This is a genomic window from Pseudomonas sp. IT-P4 (genome assembly GCF_949767755.1).
In the GTDB taxonomy this organism is placed as follows: Bacteria; Pseudomonadota; Gammaproteobacteria; order Pseudomonadales; family Pseudomonadaceae; genus Aquipseudomonas; species Aquipseudomonas monachiensis.
Genome location: NZ_CATKPX010000017.1, coordinates 112,711 through 133,231, shown reverse-complemented (window position 1 = coordinate 133,231; position 20,521 = coordinate 112,711). Strand labels below are relative to the sequence as shown.

24 protein-coding genes and 2 pseudogenes are annotated in these 20,521 nt (G+C 59.7%); 18 read left to right on the top strand and 8 right to left on the bottom strand.

Annotated elements, in window-relative coordinates; all coding sequences use genetic code 11:
• Window positions 1-41: 41 nt before the first annotated feature.
• The 6 genes and pseudogenes from ACM6IT_RS03815 to ACM6IT_RS03790 all read left to right on the top strand — a co-directional run bounded on the left by ACM6IT_RS03815 (window position 42) and on the right by ACM6IT_RS03790 (window position 3,003).
• Entirely contained in the window at window positions 42-248 is a 207-nt protein-coding gene (locus ACM6IT_RS03815; protein WP_414917545.1) for a hypothetical protein, read from the top strand.
• Between the two features lie 263 nt (window positions 249-511).
• Window positions 512-646, top strand: a complete 135-nt coding sequence (locus ACM6IT_RS03810; protein ID WP_256355847.1) for a hypothetical protein — start codon at window positions 512-514, stop codon at window positions 644-646.
• A 567-nt stretch (window positions 647-1,213) separates the two neighbouring features.
• A pseudogene (locus tag ACM6IT_RS03805) lies at window positions 1,214-1,414 on the top strand (methyl-accepting chemotaxis protein); the annotation flags it as partial.
• 48 nt (window positions 1,415-1,462) lie between these two features.
• Window positions 1,463-1,786, top strand: a complete 324-nt coding sequence (locus ACM6IT_RS03800; protein ID WP_236709727.1) for a hypothetical protein — start codon at window positions 1,463-1,465, stop codon at window positions 1,784-1,786.
• A 126-nt stretch (window positions 1,787-1,912) separates the two neighbouring features.
• A complete protein-coding gene (locus tag ACM6IT_RS03795) occupies window positions 1,913-2,317 on the top strand; it encodes an antitoxin Xre-like helix-turn-helix domain-containing protein (protein ID WP_414917544.1) in 405 nt (134 codons plus the stop codon).
• Entirely contained in the window at window positions 2,311-3,003 is a 693-nt protein-coding gene (locus tag ACM6IT_RS03790; protein WP_414917543.1) for an RES family NAD+ phosphorylase, read from the top strand. The genes ACM6IT_RS03795 and ACM6IT_RS03790 overlap by 7 nt, the downstream gene beginning before the upstream one ends.
• A 170-nt stretch (window positions 3,004-3,173) precedes the next feature.
• On the opposite strand, the gene ACM6IT_RS03785 is transcribed toward ACM6IT_RS03790, so the two are convergent.
• From ACM6IT_RS03785 to ACM6IT_RS03765, 5 genes are all read right to left on the bottom strand, one after another.
• A complete protein-coding gene (locus tag ACM6IT_RS03785) occupies window positions 3,174-3,950 on the bottom strand; it encodes a hypothetical protein (RefSeq protein ID WP_414917542.1) in 777 nt (258 codons plus the stop codon).
• Window positions 3,951-4,131: 181 nt separating this feature from the next.
• On the bottom strand, window positions 4,132-4,908 hold the full coding sequence (locus ACM6IT_RS03780) for a hypothetical protein (protein WP_414917541.1): 777 nt from the start codon (window positions 4,906-4,908) through the stop codon (window positions 4,132-4,134).
• A gap of 2 nt (window positions 4,909-4,910) precedes the next feature.
• Window positions 4,911-5,147, bottom strand: a complete 237-nt coding sequence (locus ACM6IT_RS03775) for a hypothetical protein (RefSeq protein ID WP_414917540.1) — start codon at window positions 5,145-5,147, stop codon at window positions 4,911-4,913.
• 57 nt (window positions 5,148-5,204) lie between these two features.
• Entirely contained in the window at window positions 5,205-5,837 is a 633-nt protein-coding gene (locus tag ACM6IT_RS03770) for a hypothetical protein (RefSeq protein WP_414917539.1), read from the bottom strand.
• 12 nt (window positions 5,838-5,849) lie between these two features.
• Entirely contained in the window at window positions 5,850-7,298 is a 1,449-nt protein-coding gene (locus ACM6IT_RS03765) for a lipase family protein (RefSeq protein ID WP_414917538.1), read from the bottom strand.
• A 398-nt stretch (window positions 7,299-7,696) separates the two neighbouring features.
• Here ACM6IT_RS03765 and ACM6IT_RS03760 point away from each other — a divergent pair.
• Window positions 7,697-7,933 (top strand): annotated as a pseudogene (locus ACM6IT_RS03760) (hypothetical protein); the annotation flags it as partial.
• A gap of 73 nt (window positions 7,934-8,006) precedes the next feature.
• On the opposite strand, the gene ACM6IT_RS03755 reads toward ACM6IT_RS03760, so the two are convergent.
• Both ACM6IT_RS03755 and ACM6IT_RS03750 read right to left on the bottom strand, forming a co-directional pair.
• Window positions 8,007-8,420: a cupin domain-containing protein gene (locus ACM6IT_RS03755; protein WP_414912907.1), complete on the bottom strand. Its 414-nt coding sequence runs from the start codon at window positions 8,418-8,420 to the stop codon at window positions 8,007-8,009.
• Between the two features lie 44 nt (window positions 8,421-8,464).
• Entirely contained in the window at window positions 8,465-9,217 is a 753-nt protein-coding gene (locus tag ACM6IT_RS03750) for an SDR family oxidoreductase (RefSeq protein WP_414912908.1), read from the bottom strand.
• Between the two features lie 259 nt (window positions 9,218-9,476).
• Here ACM6IT_RS03750 and ACM6IT_RS03745 point away from each other — a divergent pair, with 259 nt between their 5' ends.
• From ACM6IT_RS03745 to ACM6IT_RS03695, 11 genes are all read left to right on the top strand, one after another.
• Window positions 9,477-11,066: a winged helix-turn-helix domain-containing tetratricopeptide repeat protein gene (locus ACM6IT_RS03745; protein WP_414912959.1), complete on the top strand. Its 1,590-nt coding sequence runs from the start codon at window positions 9,477-9,479 to the stop codon at window positions 11,064-11,066.
• A 173-nt stretch (window positions 11,067-11,239) separates the two neighbouring features.
• Window positions 11,240-12,613 carry a glutamine synthetase family protein gene (locus tag ACM6IT_RS03740; RefSeq protein ID WP_056723714.1) on the top strand — a complete coding sequence of 458 codons (1,374 nt, stop codon included), beginning with the start codon at window positions 11,240-11,242 and terminating at the stop codon, window positions 12,611-12,613.
• Window positions 12,614-12,620: 7 nt separating this feature from the next.
• Complete coding sequence (locus tag ACM6IT_RS03735; protein ID WP_414912909.1) at window positions 12,621-14,012, top strand: aldehyde dehydrogenase family protein; 1,392 nt, start codon at window positions 12,621-12,623, stop codon at window positions 14,010-14,012.
• 3 nt (window positions 14,013-14,015) lie between these two features.
• Window positions 14,016-15,176, top strand: a complete 1,161-nt coding sequence (locus ACM6IT_RS03730) for an iron-containing alcohol dehydrogenase (RefSeq protein ID WP_056723717.1) — start codon at window positions 14,016-14,018, stop codon at window positions 15,174-15,176.
• 133 nt (window positions 15,177-15,309) lie between these two features.
• Window positions 15,310-16,863 (top strand): amino acid permease, encoded by a 1,554-nt coding sequence (locus ACM6IT_RS03725; protein WP_223541425.1) that lies wholly within the window; start codon window positions 15,310-15,312, stop codon window positions 16,861-16,863.
• Between the two features lie 219 nt (window positions 16,864-17,082).
• Window positions 17,083-17,373 carry a hypothetical protein gene (locus ACM6IT_RS03720; RefSeq protein WP_414917537.1) on the top strand — a complete coding sequence of 97 codons (291 nt, stop codon included), beginning with the start codon at window positions 17,083-17,085 and terminating at the stop codon, window positions 17,371-17,373.
• A gap of 81 nt (window positions 17,374-17,454) precedes the next feature.
• Complete coding sequence (locus ACM6IT_RS03715; protein WP_414917536.1) at window positions 17,455-18,027, top strand: chorismate mutase; 573 nt, start codon at window positions 17,455-17,457, stop codon at window positions 18,025-18,027.
• 139 nt (window positions 18,028-18,166) lie between these two features.
• Window positions 18,167-18,541 (top strand): hypothetical protein, encoded by a 375-nt coding sequence (locus ACM6IT_RS03710; protein WP_150753120.1) that lies wholly within the window; start codon window positions 18,167-18,169, stop codon window positions 18,539-18,541.
• Window positions 18,538-18,738 (top strand): helix-turn-helix transcriptional regulator, encoded by a 201-nt coding sequence (locus ACM6IT_RS03705; protein WP_007988375.1) that lies wholly within the window; start codon window positions 18,538-18,540, stop codon window positions 18,736-18,738. The genes ACM6IT_RS03710 and ACM6IT_RS03705 overlap by 4 nt, the downstream gene beginning before the upstream one ends.
• A gap of 27 nt (window positions 18,739-18,765) precedes the next feature.
• Window positions 18,766-19,500, top strand: a complete 735-nt coding sequence (locus ACM6IT_RS03700) for an SGNH/GDSL hydrolase family protein (protein ID WP_414917535.1) — start codon at window positions 18,766-18,768, stop codon at window positions 19,498-19,500.
• 2 nt (window positions 19,501-19,502) lie between these two features.
• Window positions 19,503-19,931 (top strand): nuclear transport factor 2 family protein, encoded by a 429-nt coding sequence (locus tag ACM6IT_RS03695; RefSeq protein WP_056723726.1) that lies wholly within the window; start codon window positions 19,503-19,505, stop codon window positions 19,929-19,931.
• 127 nt (window positions 19,932-20,058) lie between these two features.
• On the opposite strand, the gene ACM6IT_RS03690 is transcribed toward ACM6IT_RS03695, so the two are convergent.
• Window positions 20,059-20,448, bottom strand: coding sequence for a c-type cytochrome (locus ACM6IT_RS03690; RefSeq protein WP_414912913.1), 390 nt, complete (start codon window positions 20,446-20,448; stop codon window positions 20,059-20,061).
• Window positions 20,449-20,521 lie beyond the last annotated feature (73 nt).

The following is a 20,521-nucleotide window of genomic DNA, read 5'->3' as shown; positions in this document are numbered from 1 at the left end:
GCACTCCCCATCGCGGGCTTTTTTTTGTCTACTCGATTCGTATGAAACAACAAGACGACCCCGGCCATCGGCGCAAGGACAAGAGACTAGAACAGTCGGACGACTATGGCGACGACAAGATTGCCAGTGCCAGGGCGGCACCGATGCTGAACGGCACCACAGCAGAGCGGATCGCGTTCGGAGCGGGAATACGCATCTCTTCGGCAAAAGCTGCAACGTCGCGGTGCAATTGTTCAATGCTGGATTGATTCGTATGTTGTGTGGGAATGCTGCTACTTCCGGTGCGGGTCACGAGTCGTGTCTGCCGTGGCGAGTTGGAATAGCGGGTCACTCCTGCCAAAGTTGTAGGCAGAATCCGAGAATCGCGTAAGGGGTCTATCAACGGGGCCGAAAAAGAAAAGCCGGTCGTTCGCAACACCTTCCCCAAGTGCCAAACGACCCTGCCCACAGTCGATTGGCTAAACTTCATGAGTAAACCACTTCGCGCAACCCTGAACGTCAGGAGGCGAACATGAGCAAGCAACCTCAACCCCAAAGCCGCTCCAACCCCCAGCCCAGATCCCGTCCGTTGGTGCCGAACCTGCCGAGCAAAACCGGCAACAAGTCCGGCGGCTTGCGCGGTAACTATCCGCCGAAGAAGTCGTAATGGCCTCTGGTGTACGACAGGCTTTGCAATAGAGCCTGTCGTACTCCCCGTCACTTCAGCATTACTTGCCTCTATATCGGACATTGTTTTGTGCAAGCGACGTCGTCCCGGCCAAGAGTGACGGCCAAGGGCTACGCTCTCCACGGTTTCTCGACCATGCCACCAACCGATTCCATCCCTGACTCTGAAAATGTCTGCTCCTTTAACGCACCCAAGCTTTCGCGAAGTCCCGTGTTGCCATGAACCCTGCTTTTTTCTGGCTCATTTACATGGAGTAAGCGTACATGCCCTTCCCCACTCGTTTCCTCGACCCCTACCGCAAAGCCGACCGCATCATGCTGGGCCTGATCTGGCTGATGTTCGCTTTCGCTATCGGCCTGGCGTTCTGGCACGACACCTTCAAGCAGGCGCTGCTGGTGGGGGGGGGGTGGCACCAGTGTGTTGTTGACGCTGTTGTATCGCGCCATCGGCGGAACGCGGTTGATGCGTTGTTTGCTGGGCGTTGGGGTGATGGTGATGGAGACGGTCGCGCTGCTCTATCTGGCGCTGCACAGCCAGGCCGATGCGGTGGAGAGCCAGGACATGCTGGACAAGATGCTCGCCACCACGTCCCAGTTCACCGCTGGTGCCGGCCAGGGTGACAAGGTGCTGGCCGGGCAGGCGCGGCAGATCGGTACGGTGCTGGAGGTGATCAGCAGCATTGCCGAGCAGACCAACTTGCTGGCGCTCAACGCGGCGATTGAAGCGGCGCGTGCCGGCGAGCAAGGACACTGGCGCTGAGTAGTCGGCGCTTGCCGCCGATTGCGACTCGGCTGCATGCGTTGGGGCGCACGTTTCATCAGTGATGCGGCCGTGGGCGCGGCGTTTGTTTCCAATGGGAAAACGGCGGGACTACAGCAAGGTATCCGTCCGGAAAGTGCACCCGCGATCATTGCGCTAATCACCCAGGGCAGCTTGCCACGCAATGAAATCAAGACGTTCACCGGCCTGACGCCGCGACCGGCAATCGACGAATTATCCAGGCTTATAAAAGTCGGCCTGGTAGAAAGCCGAACTCCAAAATCCAGAATCGTGCCCCCCGGCCTGCCCGCCTGGTTTGCCCAGGATATCTTTCCAGACCTGCATCGACGATTTCAGTAAAACAAAGCCTCAGCCAGATCGCTGCCCTATTGTATTGGCACGACAAGCCCATCCGTCGCACCAATATTGCTCTACAGACTCAATATATCTACATTTGAATCTATAGATACAAAAAAGGACGCGAACATGGCCATACCCATCCAAGCCCAATCCTTCACAAAAAACCAATGCGTCACCGGCCTGCGTGCCGCCGTGAGCATTCTGGAAAAGTGGAAAGCCACCAGCGACCAGGCCTGTCGCATCCTGCGTATTTCCCGCAGTACCTATACCCGCGCCCGGCAGCGTGACCCGGATTGGGCGGTGGCGCTGGATGCGGACCAGATGCAGCGCATCAGCTTCGTGCTGAACATGCACGCGACGTTGCGGCTGGTATTCGATAACCCGAACAACGTGTACGGCTTTGCTTCGATGGCCAATGACAACGAGTTTTTCAACGGGCGTTCGCCGCTGGAGATCATGGCCCAGGGCGACATGATTTCGCTGTATGAAACCTTCCGCCGCATCGACATGCTGCGGGGTGCGTTATGGTGATGGCGAGCGAGCTGGCGGTGTTTGCCGGTCAGTCGTTGCAGGCTTATCGCCTGGTCAATTCGAAGTTTCCGCCCATTGCGTTGTTCGATGATGTGGCGGACGCGGATGAATTTGAGCTGTTATTCGAGATTCAGGCGTTGACCAATCCGCGGTTGAAGAATGAAGTGGGTCAGCTGGAGTTGATTGCACGCAGCGAGATTCCGTTCGGCATTCCCGGCTGCTCCTACGCCATCGCGCCCTTTACCCATGTCAACCCGGCGGGTTCGCGTTTCAGTGACGGCCGCTTTGGGGTGTTGTACCTGGCGGATTCGATGGAAGCGGCGCTGGCCGAGGTGCGGCATCACCAGGCGCTGTATTGGTCGAGGGTGCAGAACCTGAACTATGAGCGCTTTGTGTTTCGTGGGTTGGCTTGTGCTTTTGGCGATGCCGGGATGAAGGACGCCGCGAGCCTGCCGGTGAACGATCCGGTGTATGCGCCGGACGACTACAGCCATTCCCGTGTGCTGGGGCGCGCGGTGCGGGACGCCGGTTGTCCCGGGTTGCGTTATCACTCGGTGCGGATGCCGGGCAGTCATTGTTGGGCGCTGATGACGCCCAGGCCGGTTTCGTCGATTGTGCAGGCGGCGCATTACGAGATGGTCTGGAATGGGCAGATCACCAGTGTCAGTCAGATCAGTGAGGCTTGAATACTTTGCGATATGTTGCCCTGAAATCTGTGAGGTGAACTCCATTGGTGTGAGAGCGAATTAGTTATAGCTCCAGGGCAGTCTGCATTGATGCCCAATTTGCTGCCGTCATCATGTGAGCACGCTTCCTGTGCGGTAACGGATGTCTGTGGGGCTGCGTCATTAACACTTTATCGAGATTGCTCCAGGCGAATGGCTTGCAGCTTTTGGAAGCTTGGGTCACTACCACCCATCACAACGCTACCATCGGAGTAGGTGAACTGGTTATGACTCCCTTTTTTTTTCATCTTCGGTCCCACCGAATAGACCATGTAATCGGCATGCAGAATGGGTTCAAACTCCACCTTTCGAGCATTTTTGGCGCGATAATACAAATAGATGCCGCCCTTGCCGATTAACCAGGCGAGCTTTTCATGTCCCCCAAGGAATTGCTCATTAACCCATGGGTAATACTCCTCTCTAATCAGTAGGTCACCACTGACCTCTTTAGTCGGGTCAAAAGCCGAGCGTTGTTGTGGTAGATGATGATCAAACATCACGATAATTCCCCCTCCAGGACCCGACTTAACGTTTTGTCCGAAGTGCGTCGTGCTCGCATAGGTGACGCCAAAGGTCACATTGCTCAATTGCCACTGACAGCTGCCACCACCGTTGATTGCCAGCTTCGTCTCATACAGGTTGCTGTTTCCCTGTTGTAGCGGCTGAGCCGTGGTGGTCAGGTAGCCGTCCACCTCAAAGCTGGACCAGTCCGGTCCGGAACGCTTGATCGGGCATTTTGCCGAGCGGTAGATCACCTGCATGGGCTCCGCTGCAAGATTCTGCGGGACCTTCACCGTAATGCTGACCTGCTCGCCGCCCGGTTCTGGCGACAAGCCACGATCCAGGGCACAGCCGTTGAGACTGAACAGTAACAGGCCGGAGGCAGTGCATTTGATGAGGGCGTTCATGCTCATTGCTCCTCCGAGTTGGTAACCAGCGTGTCTGGAAACTCGATGGACATCGCCTCGGGGTAGCGGGTGGGGACAGGTTGGGAGATCCCGGCGTGGTCGGCCACGCCCTCGAACACTTTGCGTTCGTTCTCCATTGGTCTAAGAAACCGAGTGGCGATGGGCTTCCTGAATTGAATTCTCACTGTGCTTCGCCCAGGCGAATGGCTTGTAACTTCTTGAAGTTTGGCTTGCCGCCATCGGCTACCACGCTGCCATCGGGGTAGGTGAAACGGTTGTAATCGCCCTTTTTGTTCCCTTCCGGCTCCACCGAATACAGTACGTAATCGGCATGTAGCAGGGGCTCGAACAGCACCTTTCGAGCATTTGGGGCGCGATAATACAAATAGATGCCACCCTCACCGACTAGCCAAGCGAGTCGTTCATGTCCTCCAAGGGATTTCTCGCTCACCCAAGGGTAGTAGTCCTCCTTGATTAGCAAGTCTCCGCGGACTTCAACAGTCGGATCAAAAACAGAGCGCCGCTGTGGTAGGTGATGATCGAACATCACGATAATTCCTCCTCCAGGACCCGACTTAACGTTTTGTCCGAAGTGCGTCGTGTTGGCGTAGGTGACGCCAAAGGTCACATTGCTCAATTGCCACTGACAGCTGCCACCACCGTTGATTGCCAGCTTCGTCTCATACAGCTTGCTGTTTCCCTGTTGTAGCGGCTGAACCGTGGTGGTCAGGTAGCCGTCCACCTCAAAGCTGGACCAGTCCGGTCCGGAGCGCTTGATCGGACATTTTTCCGAGCGGTAGATCACCTGCATGGGCTCCGCAGCAAGATTCTGCGGGACCTTCACCGTAATGCTGACCTGCTCGCCGCCCGGCTCCGGCGACAAGCCACGATCCAGGGCACAGCCGTTGAGACTGAACAGTAACAGGCTGGAGGCAGTGCATTTGATGAGGGTGTTCATGCTCATTGCTCCTCCGAGTTGGGAACCAGCGTGTCTGGAAACTCGATGGTCATCGCCTCGGGGTAGCGGGTGGGGACAGGCTGGGAGATCCCGGCGTGGTCGGTCACGCCCTCGAACACTTTGCGTTCCCGTGTGGTGATGCGGTATCTGACGTAGGGAGAAATTGCCCCACTTCCATCGAGGACCCGATAAGTCACGTTTTGCACTGGAAATTGCGCCGGATGGATCAGAATATTCATGGTTTACCTCTTTCCCTGTGGTTGAAAACCTCGGCCGCTTTGCACCGGAGCGCGGACTCAGGCCTGGGTGATCTCGATCATCACGCCAAATTCGCGTTCGACGCAGAAACGTTGCAGAGCCTCTGGGCCACCTTCCAGATCCTGGGTCGCGCGCAGCGCCATGGGTAACAATTTCTGCAGGGCCAGGAACTGCCCATTGCGATGACGCTCTGGCTCGGGAATTCCCAACGTTTGCAACTGCTGCTCGAACTTCGCCCGATCCACCTTGCGTTTCAGCGGTCGCTCGGGGTCGCTCAGTTCCAGCAGTTGATTGTGCAAAAAAGGCAGATAAGCCTTGATCATCGAATGATCCATCGGGTTGCTGCGCTTGTTACTGCGTTCGGGGTTGGTGTGGGATGGAAAGAAGTACGCCAGATTTTCCTGATTTAACGACTTGATCAGAGTTTTCTGTTCTTCAAACGCGAAGCGGCTGAACTCATCATTCAGGCTTGGTACCAGGTAGATGCGCGTGCGGTGCGGCAAGCGCCGGGTGATGGTGTTGTGATAGGGCGCGCCCAGGCCATCCTTGTTGCGATAGGCCGGATAGGAAGAACCTTGCGATGCCAGGTGCTGGTCGGCCCGATAGAAAATGACGAGTTGCCCGTGATGCCAATAAGGGTCACCAAAGCGTACCAGTTTGCCAGCCAGCAATTGGGCTATGGATCAGATGTAGCCAAGGTCGGCGCCCAGTGGGCCCAAGGCACCATACAACCAGTTATCCAGTTCCGCCTCGGGCGGCACGCTGGTGATGGTGTCGGCGTCATTAACGTGGCGAAAGTGTGTCACTCCTTGGAGACGCTCCACGGCCTTGCCGGTGAAGGTGCGAGGCATGCCGTAAGTGTAGAGTAGAGGGTTGCGCACCTTCATCTCCGCAGAATAGATCAACGCTAGAGCACCGCCTAAACTGTGACCGCAGACAAACAATTCTTTACCCTTCAATGCAACATCAATTTCAGTGAAGTCATCGGTGAACAACTTCTTTGCCACCTCAAACGCCTGCAAAAAACCGTAATGCACTTTACCAACATCGGTCAGGTAGGTTCCCGGCGCTTTCAAATCGCAGCCACTGCCATCAGCCGGCATCGGCCGGTACATCACATCGGTCAGCCAGTCCTTGGGCTCCTGAGTTCCGCGCCACGCTACTACCACTTGAGTCTGGCTAATGAAATAGAACAGTTGAGTGTTTTCAATGATGAGCCTGGGAATGCCCGGCTCATCCGGCAGCCGCTCGGCCGTCAAAGAGTCAAGCATGACCGCCGTGGTGTAGCGCTGGTCAAATGGCACATCCACCACCAGAGCCGGCAGACGATCTCCCTTGGAATCGATCATCATCGGTGTACGAGACAAGTCGAGGCACTGTCGAAAAAAGAACTCCTCCACCGAGCCCGACTCATCTCGGGGATCGCTGTTCGGCCGATGCGTCATCAAATTCCGGGTGACCACGCTGTACGACAAATTCGCCATCAACCCAAGGTTGTAGGCATTGGCCATGCTGTACTCCGACTGGTGGTGCAGCACTAGCGACCAGGCGCGAAAGGGGCAGATTTCCAGCACATGGCGGCGGTCCAGATTTTCGTCGTCAACCGTGAAACCGCCGAAGCCCGGGTCGGGGAAATGGAACGCGGGCAGTTTGTCCTGTTCTGGCCAGGCGGGGTTCAGATCAGGAAATCGATCGCACAATTGACCGATACGCAGGTAGTGATAACCGTGACCATCATCGAGGGCCTGTTTTTCGACGGGGGAGAAACCTGCCGGTGGAGGTTCATAACGATACGGAATCTGCAAGGGCGTCGACACGGGCCGTTCGGCACGCAGCGCGCGCACTCGGCGGGTCTGCAGCACCTCTGCCAGCGGATTGGCCATGAGCAGCAGGGTCACGGCCAGTGGGTGCAGGGCCTCCAGGCGGATCACACCTTGGGCATCGCTCTGCCCGCTAAATTCGGGTATGAGCTGACAACGAGTCGCCTCATTGATCGCCCGATAGGGTTGGTGAGGCAAGGGCTCGCCGCGCTCGTCGAGTAACTGGAACTCTAGCCAATGCAGGATCTGACGGCCCACCTGAACATTTTTTTTGGAGCAGATGGTATCGGTACGATGGTATCTATCAGACATAACAAGTCTTCCGTGAGTCAATCAATTGGTCCGTGTTCAACTGAGCTCGGCATGAGGTGGCGCCCGATCCATAGGATGAAGAGGCCCGGTCCAAATTTCGGAAGCGAGTTTCTTAAAAAGTAACCACGGTGTATGTAGGGTGTTTCCGAAATTTGCTGCCATCGCGAATTTGTTTGCCTGACGGCGCATTACGAGATGGTCTGGAATGGGCAGATCACCAGCGTGAGCCAGATCAGCGAAGCTTGATTGCCTCGCCACAAAAAGAGTTGCTTAAACAGGCGGTGTTCGATCCATTGACCGCATCGATAGTCACCATCATTTCAATGAAGTTCTCTTAAAAAATCTCCGGCGTAACATCTGCTCCATACCAACCCATAAGCACCCCGGAGCACACCATCATGAAACGCCAGACCCTCCTCAGCATCGCTTTCTCGGTTTTCGCAGTTAACGCTTTCGCCGCAAACTCCGCTCAACCTGTGGTCGCTGAAGGCGGCTCGGATCGTCTGATTGAAAGCCGTGTGGCCGAGGGTGGTTCCGACAAACTGCTGGAAAACCGCGTTGCCGAAGGCGGTTCCGACAAACTGCTGCAGAACCGCGTCGCCGAAGGCGGTTCGGATCGTCTGATCGAAAGCCGCGCTGTCTGAATGCAGTGTTTGACCGCAGGACTCAACGAAAAGCCCGGCCTCAACAGCCGGGCTTTTTCGTGGTTCACTGTTTGATCGGTGTTACGAGCACCTTTTCCTCAGTGTCGAGGACGAACACCGCCAACAGGCGTGCAGGTTGGGTGTCGCTGGCGTTGGCGCTGACCAGGTGCACGGAACCCGGTTCCTCTACAAAATTTTCGCCGACCTTGTAGATCTTTTCCGGTTCGCCTTTGACCTCGATGCGAAACGAGCCCTCCAGCACCGTTGCATAAATGAAGGCCGTTTTCGGATGGGTGTGGGCTGGCGACGCGGCACCCGGCCCATACTCGACGACCACGCCCCTCATACTCTTGCCGGGGATGTTGGGAATGGGACGGTCGAACACCACCGTCACCTTACCGGGGGGCGGTTCGGCGGCCGATGCGGCGCTGATCGAGAGCGCAGCGAATGTAGCGGCCATCAGCATTCGGGTAACCATGGGACTTCTCCTGGATTGGTAGGGAAATGTGAGGGTGCGATTCGTTACTGCGCTGTCGACCGGGCCAGCCAGTCGTCGAAGCGGATCGCCCCCAGGCGTGCGTTCTTGCCGGTGACCAGCGATTGATCGTCGAGCACGGCGCCGAAGTAACGTGCATGCACGTCCGGCACGACCTTGCGGTTGTCCCGGGTCGCCCGCAGAAAGCGCCGGGCCAGTTCGTCGATCGGCATGGTTTCCGGGCCACCGACTTCAACGGTGCCATTGTGCGGTGCAGCCAGCACGACATCGGCCAGCGCCGCTACCACGTCGTCGGACGCTATCGGCTGGATCAGAGCCGGCGAAGCATGAATTTCCTCGCCAACGGCGAACGACTGGACAATGCCGCCGGCAAACTCGGAGAACTGCGTGGCACGCACAATGGTGTAAGGCATGCCGGACGCCTTGATAAGGGCTTCCTGCGCGACCTTGGCCCGGAAATAACCGGTATCGGGAAGCCGCTCACTCCCGACAATCGACAGGGCAACATGATGACGAACCCCGGCGGCGGCTTCGGCGGCCAGCAGGTTCCGGCTCGACGTTTCAAAGAAATCGAGAACAGCCTGGTCCTCCCACGACGGCGCGTTCGCCACGTCGACCACCACATCGGCACCGTCCATCGCTGCGGCCAGGCCTTCGCGGGTGATGCTGTTCACGCCCGTGCTTGGGCTCGCGGCGAGCGCGTCATGGCCGCGCTCGCGCAGGGTGCTCACAAGTTTCGATCCGATGAGGCCGGAGCCTCCGATGACGACGATCTTCATGACTTTTCTCCACTTGTCGACTGCAACCATTGCGTCGGTGTAGAGAGATTGCCTGCGCGCACCAGGCAAGTCCTTGCGCCAGGCTTGGGTTTGCCTTGGCGTATGCTTGAATTTATGTCCAAAGCCGATGGTGTTCATCCAGCCGCCCTTGCCGCAGACGGTGCAGCGGGTGCCGAGCTGCCGTATCATCTGCCTCTGTTACCAACCGCCAGCCGCCTGGGACAAGGAGTTGAGGGCGATTCGCCAGGGGATGCTCGACTTGCCATTCACGTTTGAAGACTACTTGCTCGATCAAGAGCGCCGGGAGCTGACCCTGCGCGGGCAGGTCGTGGCCGTCGGACCGCAGGTCTTCGATCTGTTGCTGCTGTTCGTCAACAATCCCGATCGCGTCGTCAGCAAAGACGAATTGCTCAAGGCAGTGTGGGGCGACCGGATCGTTTCGGAATCGACGATCACCAGCCACATCAATGCGGTGCGCAAGGCCATTGGTGATACCGGCGAGGAGCAGCGCCTGGTACGCACCGTCCCCCGCAAGGGCTACCGCTTCGTTGGCCGGATCAACGGCGACTTGACCGGGGAAGCGCGACAGCCTGACATCGATGAACGCTCGACCGCTACCCCGAAGCAAATCCCCTCCCCCGCGCTCGTCCTGCCGGACAAACCCTCGATCACCGTCCTGCCCTTCCAGAACCTGAGCGGCGATCCGGAGCAGGAGTATTTCGCCGATGGCGTGGTGGAGGACATCATCGCCGCCCTGTCGCGGATCCGCTGGCTGTTCGTCATCGCGCGCAATTCGAGCTTCACCTACAAGGGCCAGACCGTGGACGCCCGGGGCGTCGGCCAGGCGTTGGGCGTGCGCTACGTGCTCGAAGGCAGCGTGCGCAAGTGCGGGAACAGGCTACGCATTACCGGGCAACTGATCGATGCGACAAGCGGGACGCACATCTGGGCGGAGCGCTTCGAAGGCCTGCTCGACGACATCTTCGAGCTGCAGGACCAAATCACCGAAAGCGTCGTCGGAGCCATCGCGCCGCAACTGGAACGGGCAGAAATCGAACGCGCCAAACGCAAGCCGACAGAAAGCCTGGACGCCTACGACTACTACCTGCGCGGGATGGCAAAACTGCACAGCGGCAGTAGGGAAGCCATCGAGCAAGCGCTGCCGATGTTCTACCAGGCCATCGAACTCGATACGGAGTTTGCTTCGGCCTATGGCATGGCCGCCTGGTGCCACTTATGGCGCAAGCTCAATGGCTGGATGGCCGATCGGCCTGCAGAAATCGCCGAGGGCATACGGCTGGCGCGTCTGGCGGTGTCCCTCGGCCGCGACGATGCCGTTGCATTGACCCGGGGCGGACATGCGCTTGCTCATCTCGCCGGCGAAGTCGACGCCGGCATTGCACTGCTCGATCGGGCACGCCTGCTCAACCCCAACCTCGCCCCCGCCTGGTTCCTGGGCGGTATCCTGCGGGCGCTGCACGGCGAAACAGACACCGCCATCGAAAATTTGAACCATGCCGTTCGCTTGAGCCCGCTGGATCCGGAAATGTTCAGGATGCAGGTCGGGATGGCGCTCGCGCATTTCTTCGCCGGGCACTTCGATGCCGCTGCGGATTGGGCGGAAAAAGCGCTGGGCAACCTGCCCGGTCTGCTGATCGCGGCAGCGCTGGTGGCGGCCAGTCATGCGCTCGGCGGTCGAACGGAAAAAGCCAATCTGGCGATGCAGCGTCTGCAAAAGCTGGATCCTTCTTTGCGTCTGTGCACCCTCAAGGGCTGGCTGCCCATTCAACGGCCTGAGGATTTCGCCCGTTTCGTCGATGGACTGCGGCTGGCCGGGTTGCCGGAATGATGGGGCGCTGAACACGACTTTCACCTGGCAAAACTTGCACTTTGCAAGGGTAGGCTAAGCTTTGAACAACTCGTTGCTCACGATGCTCGGTTCTGCAGGTTTTGGGTTTTTCTGGAGAGCGTCTGCAACAGCTATCCCAGACTGGCCCCAACCTTTCACGCAGGATTGCCGTGATGACAGAGCCCCTCCTCAGCTTTGATGCACTCAAGCGCGCCGCTGCCGCCGGCGAAATCGATACCGTACTGGTTTGCATGGTCGACATGCAGGGACGCCTGGTCGGCAAGCGCTTCCAGGTCGAGTTTTTCATCGACAGCGGCCACGAAGAAACCCACTGCTGCAACTACCTGCTGGCCGACGACATCGACATGGAACCGGTGCCGGGTTACGCCGCAGCCAGTTGGAGCAAGGGCTACGGCGACTTCGTGCTCAAGCCCGACATGTCCACCCTGCGGCGCGTACCCTGGCTTGAATGCACGGCGCTGGTGCTGTGCGACGTGCTCGATCATCACCATCGCCAGGACCTGCCCCACAGCCCTCGGGCGATTCTGAAAAAGCAGGTCGAGCGCCTGCGCGAGCGCGGCTATACCGGCATGTTTGCCTCGGAACTGGAGTTCTATCTGTTCGATGAGAGCTACGAGGCGATCCACAAGCGCAACTATCACAAGCCGAAAACCGCCGGCCATTACATCGAGGACTACAACATCCTGCAGACCACCCGCGAGGAGCCGGTGCTGCGGGCGATCCGCAAGCACTTGCAGGCCTCGGGCATTCCCGTGGAAAACTCCAAGGGGGAATGGGGCCCGGGGCAGGAAGAGATCAACATTCGCTACGCCGACGCCATGACCATGGCCGACCACCACGTCATCATCAAGCACGCCTGCAAAGAGATCGCGCAGTTGCAGGGCAAGGCGATCACCTTCATGGCCAAGTGGCGCTACGACGCCGCCGGTTCCAGCAGTCACATCCATAATTCGTTGTGGGACAAGAACGCCAAAAAGCCGCTGTTCTTCGACGCGAAAGCCGAGTTCGGCATGTCGAAACTGATGCGGGCCTGGGTCGCCGGGCAGCTCAAGTACGCCAACGACATCACCTGTTTTCTTGCGCCCTACATCAACTCCTACAAGCGCTTCCAGGCTGGCACGTTTGCACCGACACGGGCGGTCTGGAGCCGCGACAATCGCACCGCCGGCTTTCGCCTGTGTGCCGAAGGCAGCAAGGCCATCCGCATCGAATGCCGCATCGGCGGTGCCGACCTCAACCCCTATCTGGCCTTCGCCGCGCTGATCGCGGCGGGCTTGAAGGGTATCGACGAGAAGCTCGATCTTGCGCCGCCGTTCGAAGGCGACGCCTACCTCGACGAGCATTTGCCGGAGGTGTCCAAGACCCTGCGCGAGGCGAGCGCCGCCCTCAAGGCCTCAAGCATGTTGCGCGAGGCATTCGGTGATGAGGTTGTCGACCATTACGTGCACACCGCCGAGTGGGAGCAGAAGGAGTACGACCGGCGAATTACCGACTGGGAATTGCAGCGCGGTTTCGAGCGCTACTGAGAACATCATGACTGAGAAGGTGCAACTGATCTCACCGGTCGATGGCCGGGTGTACGTTGAACGCGATCTTGCCGATGCGGCGCAGATTGAGCAGGCGCTGACGGCGGCTGCCAGCGCACAAGTCTCATGGCAACGCCGATCACTGAGCGAACGCGCGGTTTATTGCAGCGCCGCGGTGGACGCGATGCTATCGATGGAGGCCGACATCGTCCCGGAACTGGCCTGGCAGATGGGCCGCCCGGTGCGTTACGGCGCCGGCGAACTGCGCGGTTTTGCCGAACGCGCCCGGCACATGATCGCCATCGCACCACAGGCCCTGGCCGCAATAGAGCCGGAACCCAAGGCGGGTTTCCAGCGCTATATCAAACGCGAGCCGCTGGGTACGGTGCTGGTGGTCGCCCCATGGAATTACCCTTATCTGACGGCGGTGAACACGATCATCCCGGCACTGATGGCCGGCAACAGTGTAATCCTCAAGCACGCGTCGCAAACCCTGCTGGTGGGCGAGCGTTTCGCCGAGGCCATGCGTCGCGCAAAACTGCCCGAGGGGTTGTTCCAGAATCTGCTGCTCAACCATGTGTCGACCGGGGCGATCCTTGCTTGCGGGCGCGTGCAGCAAGTGAACTTCACTGGTTCCGTAGAGGCTGGCAAGGTCATGGAAAGCGCCGCCAGCGGACAGTTTCTCGGCATGGGCCTGGAGCTCGGCGGAAAAGACCCGGCTTATGTCCGGGCAGACGCCAACCTTGAACAGGCGGTGGAAAATCTGGTGGACGGCAGTTTCTTCAATTCCGGGCAGAGTTGCTGCGCCGTGGAACGTATCTACGTCGACCAGAAAATCTACCCGGTGTTTGTCGAGCGCTTCGCCGAACTGACCCGCCAGTACGTGCTGGGCAACCCGCTGGACGAAGCCACCACCCTCGGTCCGCTGGTGACACCGGGCGCCGCCTTCTTCGTGCGTGGCCAGATCGCCGAAGCGCTGGCCCAGGGCGCCAAAGCGCTGATTGATCCGAAATCCTTTCCCGCCGACGTACCGGGCAGCGCCTATCTCGCACCGCAAGTGCTGGTGGACGTGAACCATCAAATGTCGGTCATGCGCGACGAAAGCTTTGGCCCGGTGGTCGGCATCATGCCGGTGGCCAGCGATGAAGAAGCCATCGCCTTGATGAACGACAGTGAGTTCGGGCTCAGCGCTTCCATCTGGACCCGGGACCTCGCCGCGGCCGAACGCCTGGGCAACGAGATCGCCACCGGCACGGTGTTCATGAACCGCTGCGATTACCTGGACCCGGCACTGGCCTGGACCGGCGTGAAGAACAGCGGGCGCGGCGTCACCCTGTCGCCATTGGGCTACGAGCACCTGACCCGGGCCAAATCCTTTCATCTGCGTCACGAGGTGTAGACCATGAACCTGTCAGGAAACTGGAACTACCCCACAAGCGTTCGTTTCGGTGTGGGGCGCATCGCCGAACTGGCCGAGGTCTGTCGCAGCCAGGGTATCCAGCGCCCCTTGCTGGTGACCGACAGCGGCCTGGCGCGCGCGCCGATCACCACGGCGGCGCTGGACGCATTGCGCGCCGCCGGTCTTGGCGTGGCGCTGTTTTGTGACCTCAAGCCCAACCCGGTGGAAGCCAACCTGGCCGGCGGGCTCGACGCCTGGCGTGCCGGCCAGCACGATGGCGCGATCGCTTTCGGCGGCGGCAGTGGCCTGGACATGGGCAAGCTCATTGCCTTCATGAGCGGCCAGACCCGCCCGGTCTGGGACTTCGAAGACATCGGCGACTACTGGACCCGCGCCGACGACAGCCGCATCGCCCCGGTCATTGCCGTGCCGACCACGGCGGGAACCGGTTCCGAAGTCGGTCGTGCGGCGGTGATCATCGACGAGCGCACCCACACCAAACGCATCATCTTCCACCCGAAAATGATGCCGCGGGTGGTGATCAGCGACCCGGCCCTCACCGTCGGCATGCCGGCCAAGATCACTGCTGGCACCGGCATGGACGCGTTGTCCCATTGCCTGGAAGCGTACTGCGCCCCCGGCTTTCACCCCCTGGCCGATGGCATTGCCGTGGAAGGCATGCGCCTGGTGGCCAACTCACTGGTGAAGGCGGTACATACGCCATCGGACCTTGAAGCCCGCGCGCAAATGCTCGCGGCGGCGGCCATGGGCGCCACGGCATTCCAGAAAGGCCTGGGCGGGATGCATGCACTCTCCCATCCGGTGGGTGCGCTGTACGACACCCATCACGGCATGACCAATGCCACCTTCATGCCCTATGTGCTGCAGTTCAATCGCTCGGCCATCGAGGAGCGCATCACCCGCCTGGCGGCGTACCTGCGCCTGCCCTCCCCGGGGTTCGACAGTTTCCTGGCCTTCGTCCTCAAGCTGCGCAAGGACATCGGCGTGCCCCATACCCTGTTTGAACTGGGCGTGGATGACCGGCAGGCCGACCTGATCGCCGACATGGCGATTGTCGACCCTTCCGCCGGCGGCAACCCGCTGCCGTTGACCCGGGACGGCGTGGCAAAGATTTTCGACGCGGCGTTTCACGGCCGTCTGTAGAGCAGTCGCCTGGCCGGCACTGCGCATGGACAGGTGTGATCCGATAGCGACAGGAGCAGTACGACAAGGGGTTGAAGCCAGCCCATCCGGCCCGCCGGATGGTTGCGTATGAACACCTGAAGGGGCACACATCATGAACCCAGCAAGCCAGCCGGGCACCGAAACACACGACGATGACGTCAAGGTGCTGCACAGCATGGGCTATGCCCAGCAACTCTCACGACGAATGGGGGTTTTCTCCAACTTCGCCATCTCCTTTTCGATCATCTGCATCCTCTCGGGTGGCATCAACTCCCTGGCCCAGGGCACCTCGGGCGCGGGGGGAATATCCATCGGCATCGGCTGGCCGATCGGCTGCCTGATCTCCGGGGTATTCGCCATGGCCATGGCACAGATCTCCTCGGCCTACCCCACCGCTGGCGGCCTGTACCACTGGGGCTCGATCCTCGGTAATCGCTTCACTGGCTGGCTGACCGCGTGGTTCAACCTGCTGGGGCTGGTCACGGTGCTGGGCGCGATCAACGTCGGCACCTATTATTTCTTTTTCGGTGCCTTCGGACCGGCACTGGGCATGGAGGACACGACCACGGTCCGGGTGATTTTCCTGGCGATCCTCACCGGCCTGCAGGCCTTGTGCAACCACTTGGGCATCGGCCTGACGGCCAGGCTCACCGACTTTTCCGGCTACCTGATCTTCGGCACGGCGCTGGCCCTGACCATCGTCTGCCTGATGTCGGCACCCAGCTATGAATTCGCCCGGCTGTGGACCTTCGGCAACTACTCCGGCGAGGCGGGGGGCGGCGTCTGGCCGCAGGTCTCCAACGGCTGGGTGTTCATGCTCGGCCTGCTGTTGCCGATCTACACCATCACCGGCTATGACGCCTCCGCGCACACTTCCGAGGAAACCCGCAACGCGGCCATGTCGGTGCCGCGCGGCATGGTCATGTCGGTGGTCTGGTCGTTGCTGTTCGGCTGGCTGATGCTCAGCGCGTTCGTGCTGATGCTGCCGAACATGGACGAGGCGGCCAAGCAAGGCTGGAACGTGTTTTTCTGGGCCATGAACACCCAGGTCAACCCGACCTTGAAACTGGTGCTTTACGTGGCGATCTTCGTCTCGCAGGTGCTCTGCGGGCTGGCCACCGTCACTTCGGTTTCACGGATGATCTTCGCGTTCTCCCGGGACGGCGGCCTGCCCTGCTCAAAAGCGCTGTCGTCGGTCTCATCGACCCATCGCAGCCCGGTCGCGGCCATCTGGACAGGTGCCACCCTCGCGGTGTTGTTCGACTGGGGATCGTCGGTGATCTCGATCGGGGCAACGCCGGTCTATACGATCGTGGTGTCGTGCACGGTGATCTTCCTGTTCTTCTCCTTCGCCATTCCCATCGTGCTCGGCCTGTTTACCTATGGGACCTCGAAGTGGCCGACCATGGGGCCGTGGAACATGGGGCGTTTCTGGTACTCGGTGTTCGCCATTCTCTCGATCCTGTCGATGATCATCATTTTCGTCATCGGCATCCAGCCACCGAACGATTGGGCGCTGTACATCACCATCGGCTTCCTGGTGCTGACGGCCATCGTCTGGTTCGGCTTTGAAGCCCGGCGCTTCCAGGGGCCGCCGGTGGGCGACATGATCGTCAAGCGTCAGGCTGAAATTGCTGCGGCGGAAGCGGCGTTGAACCGCAAATAGAGCAAGCAATAAGTAACCTGTGGGAGCGGGCTTGCCCGCGAAAGCGGCGTGTCAGGAGACATTGATGCTGAACGTGCCGGCCCCTTCGCGGGCAAGCCCGCTCCCACAAGGATTTCAGTGTTCTAACCCTTAACTGATTGGCATTAGCCCGATCTACCGGGCTTTTTTGTATGGCGATGATTTATCCTGCGCCTCCCCAATTTCACCCCGGAGACACCTGTGCCCGCCCTCACCGCCCGCGAGGTTTACCAGCCGTTGCGCGATGCCGCCCAGGGCATTTGCACCTTCCAGCGAGTCAACGACGCCTGCGAGTCTGGCCATGTACGGGTCGACATCGACGGCTGGCGCCTGACGCTGGAAGTCGACGCCGGTCACTTGCGCCACTGCCTGCACGGCCAAAGCCCCGACGGCCGTGAATATGTGTTCGACAACGGCCAGCGCTTCGGCACCGACCCGGTGAGTCTGCTCAGCACCTGGGAGTTGGCGCGGATTGAACGGTTGCTGGCCTGAATCCTTTGCAACCTGTCGTTCCCTGGCCGCACTTGTGATAAACAAGCCGGAGTGTTTTTCGCGTCCAAGGAGGTTCTGCCCATGCCCCGTTCCCCACGCCTGCCGCACTGGCTGGCCTGCGCCCTGCTCGGTTTGTTCGCTGGCGGCGTCCAGGCCGGCACGACGCCCCCGCCGCCCGACGCCTTGCAACCCTTGCTGGCGACGATGAATGAGCGGCTGTACATCAGCGAACTGGTGGCGCTGACCAAGTGGGACAGCGGCAAACCCGTCCAGGACAACGCCCGGGAAGCGCAAGTCATCGCCAACGCCAGGAAGCAGGCGGCCCAGCGCCAGCTCGACCCCGACGATGTCGCCGACCTGATCGCCGCCCAGATCGAAGCCAGCAAACTGGTGCAATACGGTCGAATTGCGCAATGGCAAGCGGCGCACAAGGCACCGGACACGCCACGGCCGGACCTGGGCAACGATATCCGTCCTCAACTCGACACCCTGCAAAGCCAGCTGCTCACGCAGTACGCCGCATTCCTGCCCTACCGCAAAGACCCGAACTGCCCGCAATGGCTGGCCACCGAACGCTCCGCGCTAATCAAGGATTACCTGCATGGCCAGGCGATGATTCGTGCGACGGGCGAGTTGTGTGTTGTGAGTCGATGACAGTGAAGTGATCCAGACGAAGAGCTCGGCCCAATCAGCAGGGCTTTTTCATGGGCCGGCCTCATCAATGTAAAACGCCCTTTACATTCGAGAAATCTCCGGCGAGTATGTAAAGGGACTTTTACATCAGGAGGATGCAATGAAGCGCTACTACATCGAAATGGGCGTCGCGATTACGCTGTACACCGTGCTGTTGCTGGTGTCGGTGATCTTGCTTGAAGACCAGCAAGAAATGGCCATGGCGCTGAAGATCATCATCACGCTATTGCCTGTGATTCCTGCGGGGCTGATGTGTTGGGCGGTGGTGCGCAATATGCGGGCGCTGGACGAAATGCATTTGCGTATTCAGTACGAAGCTCTCGGTTTTGCCTTTGCCGCTTCGGCATTGCTGACCTTCACCTACGGTTTTCTGGAGAATGTCGGTTTCCCGCACGTGTCTTGGGTCTGTGTGTGGCCAGTGATGGGCCTGATGTGGATGATCGGGCTCAGACTTGCCAAGCGGCGCTATCAATGAAAAACCGTCTCAAGGAACTGCGTGCCGAACGCAAGTGGTCTCAGGTCGATCTGGCGGCGTTGCTGAATGTTTCGCGGCAAACCATCAATGCCATCGAAAATGGCCGCTATGATCCCAGCCTGCCCTTGGCGTTTCAGATTGCCCGGGCATTTGCGTTGCCTATTGAGAGCATTTTCGATGATGAGTTCGCGGGGTAATCTCCCTCTTCAATCAGGCGCCTGCCCATGAGCCACACTGAAACCCTCGCTAAAATCTTCCTCGGCCCGGTGTTGCTGGCACAAGGTCTCTACACCAGGCGGGTGACGCCGAGGTTGCCGGAGGCCGAAGGCGAACGTCAGGGCGATGCCGGCAGCGGCGACGTTCTGAGGTTGTTGATTGTCGGCGACAGCGCCGCTGCAGGCGTCGGTGCGGCGACGCAAGGTGAAGCCCTCAGCGGTCGGCTGGTGGAGCGCCTGGCCGATGATTACCAGGTGTCGTGGAAACTCTGGGCGCGCACGGGGCTGGATTCGCAAGGGTTGCTGGAGCTGCTCGAACAGCACGCCCCCGAGCCGTTCGATGTGGCGCTGTTGTCGATTGGCGTCAACGATGTCACCAGCTCACTCACCCTGGATCAGTGGCTCGTTCGGCAACGGAGTTTGATGGCGCTGTTGTGCGACAAGTTCGCGGTGAGGCAGATTGTGGTGTCGCCGCTTCCACCGATGCACTTGTTCCCCGCCTTGCCGCAGCCGCTGCGCTGGTTTCTGGGGTTCAGGGCGCGTCGTTTCAATGCACATTTGGCGGATCTGGCCGCACACCTGGATCAATGTACGATGCTGACGACCCCGCTGGCGCCCGAACCGGGCTTGATGGCCAGTGATGGTTTTCATCCGGGGCCGATGCTCTACCGTCAATGGGCCGACGATGCCGCCTGGCTCATCGACCAACGCTTTCGCAGCACAACAATAAAAAACAGGAGTTGAAGATGTCCGAGCTGAACCTGAACCACAACGTCGCAGCATCCCTGAAGCAGTGGCACGCAATGATCGGCAACCGCGACTTGAGCGGCTTGCCGGAACTGCTCGATCCACAGGCGGTGTTCCGTTCACCGATGGCGCACACGCCATATCCGGGGGCGCCGGTGGTGTCGATGATCCTCAATACGGTCATGAACGTGTTCGAGGACTTTGCCTATCACCGCGAACTGGCGTCGGCGGATGGCTTGAACGTGATTCTCGAATTCAGCGCCAGGGTCGGCGGGAAAGAGCTCAAGGGCATCGACATGATCCGCTTCAACGAACAGGGCAAGATTGTCGAGTTTGAAGTGATGGTACGGCCGCTCAGTGGCTTGCAGGCGTTGGGTGAAGAAATGGGGCGGCGGTTGGGGGCTTATCTGAAGGCCAGCAAGGCCTGATTTCCTGATTCACCCAAAATCCCTGTAGGTTTTGTGTAAAGCCTGGAATCGTCACACCATCGGCGGAGATTGCGTCGATGTCGAACCGCCCCCTTGCGCTACGGGTAGAGTTCGTAAAGCAGGCCGATCATTGCGCCGGGAAGGTTTGCAGGTAGGCCAGCAGGTCTTCGATTTTTTCCGGGTCGCTCAGGCCCCAGAAAATCATGCGGGTGCCGGGCACGACTTTCTTCGGCGCTTCGAGGTAGGCGATCAGGGTTTCGCGGTCCCAGACCAGGTTGGCGGATTTCATCGCGTCGGAATACACGTAGTCCGTGGTGACCGCGGAGTGGCGACCGACCACGCCATTGAGCTGCGGGCCGAAGAAGGCCCGAGCCGATTCACCGATCTGATGGCAGCCGCTGCAGAGGCGCTTGTACACTTTCTCCCCGGCCTGGACATCGCCCGCGGCAAGGGTGGGAGTGCTGAGCAGGACTGCGGTGAGCGCCAGGGCGAGGGTCGGGGCGGCGATTTTGTTCATGCTGCGTTTCCAGTCTGCGAGTGCTCGCTATTGGAACATGGATTGTCAGCATCCTGATGAATGTCCATCAAGC

Excerpts from the sequence above, each read along its gene's own strand:
- ACM6IT_RS03815 (WP_414917545.1), top strand. The coding sequence starts at position 42 with ATGAAACAACAAGACGACCCCGGCCATCGGCGCAAGGACAAGAGACTA.
- ACM6IT_RS03810 (WP_256355847.1), top strand. The coding sequence starts at position 512 with ATGAGCAAGCAACCTCAACCCCAAAGCCGCTCCAACCCCCAGCCCAGA.
- ACM6IT_RS03800 (WP_236709727.1), top strand. The coding sequence starts at position 1,463 with ATGCGTTGGGGCGCACGTTTCATCAGTGATGCGGCCGTGGGCGCGGCG.
- ACM6IT_RS03795 (WP_414917544.1), top strand. The coding sequence starts at position 1,913 with ATGGCCATACCCATCCAAGCCCAATCCTTCACAAAAAACCAATGCGTC.
- ACM6IT_RS03790 (WP_414917543.1), top strand. The coding sequence starts at position 2,311 with ATGGTGATGGCGAGCGAGCTGGCGGTGTTTGCCGGTCAGTCGTTGCAG.
- ACM6IT_RS03785 (WP_414917542.1), bottom strand. The coding sequence starts at position 3,950 with ATGAACGCCCTCATCAAATGCACTGCCTCCGGCCTGTTACTGTTCAGT.
- ACM6IT_RS03780 (WP_414917541.1), bottom strand. The coding sequence starts at position 4,908 with ATGAACACCCTCATCAAATGCACTGCCTCCAGCCTGTTACTGTTCAGT.
- ACM6IT_RS03775 (WP_414917540.1), bottom strand. The coding sequence starts at position 5,147 with ATGAATATTCTGATCCATCCGGCGCAATTTCCAGTGCAAAACGTGACT.
- ACM6IT_RS03765 (WP_414917538.1), bottom strand. The coding sequence starts at position 7,298 with ATGTCTGATAGATACCATCGTACCGATACCATCTGCTCCAAAAAAAAT.
- ACM6IT_RS03755 (WP_414912907.1), bottom strand. The coding sequence starts at position 8,420 with ATGGTTACCCGAATGCTGATGGCCGCTACATTCGCTGCGCTCTCGATC.
- ACM6IT_RS03750 (WP_414912908.1), bottom strand. The coding sequence starts at position 9,217 with ATGAAGATCGTCGTCATCGGAGGCTCCGGCCTCATCGGATCGAAACTT.
- ACM6IT_RS03740 (WP_056723714.1), top strand. The coding sequence starts at position 11,240 with ATGACAGAGCCCCTCCTCAGCTTTGATGCACTCAAGCGCGCCGCTGCC.
- ACM6IT_RS03735 (WP_414912909.1), top strand. The coding sequence starts at position 12,621 with ATGACTGAGAAGGTGCAACTGATCTCACCGGTCGATGGCCGGGTGTAC.
- ACM6IT_RS03730 (WP_056723717.1), top strand. The coding sequence starts at position 14,016 with ATGAACCTGTCAGGAAACTGGAACTACCCCACAAGCGTTCGTTTCGGT.
- ACM6IT_RS03725 (WP_223541425.1), top strand. The coding sequence starts at position 15,310 with ATGAACCCAGCAAGCCAGCCGGGCACCGAAACACACGACGATGACGTC.
- ACM6IT_RS03715 (WP_414917536.1), top strand. The coding sequence starts at position 17,455 with ATGCCCCGTTCCCCACGCCTGCCGCACTGGCTGGCCTGCGCCCTGCTC.
- ACM6IT_RS03710 (WP_150753120.1), top strand. The coding sequence starts at position 18,167 with ATGAAGCGCTACTACATCGAAATGGGCGTCGCGATTACGCTGTACACC.
- ACM6IT_RS03705 (WP_007988375.1), top strand. The coding sequence starts at position 18,538 with ATGAAAAACCGTCTCAAGGAACTGCGTGCCGAACGCAAGTGGTCTCAG.
- ACM6IT_RS03700 (WP_414917535.1), top strand. The coding sequence starts at position 18,766 with ATGAGCCACACTGAAACCCTCGCTAAAATCTTCCTCGGCCCGGTGTTG.
- ACM6IT_RS03695 (WP_056723726.1), top strand. The coding sequence starts at position 19,503 with ATGTCCGAGCTGAACCTGAACCACAACGTCGCAGCATCCCTGAAGCAG.
- ACM6IT_RS03690 (WP_414912913.1), bottom strand. The coding sequence starts at position 20,448 with ATGAACAAAATCGCCGCCCCGACCCTCGCCCTGGCGCTCACCGCAGTC.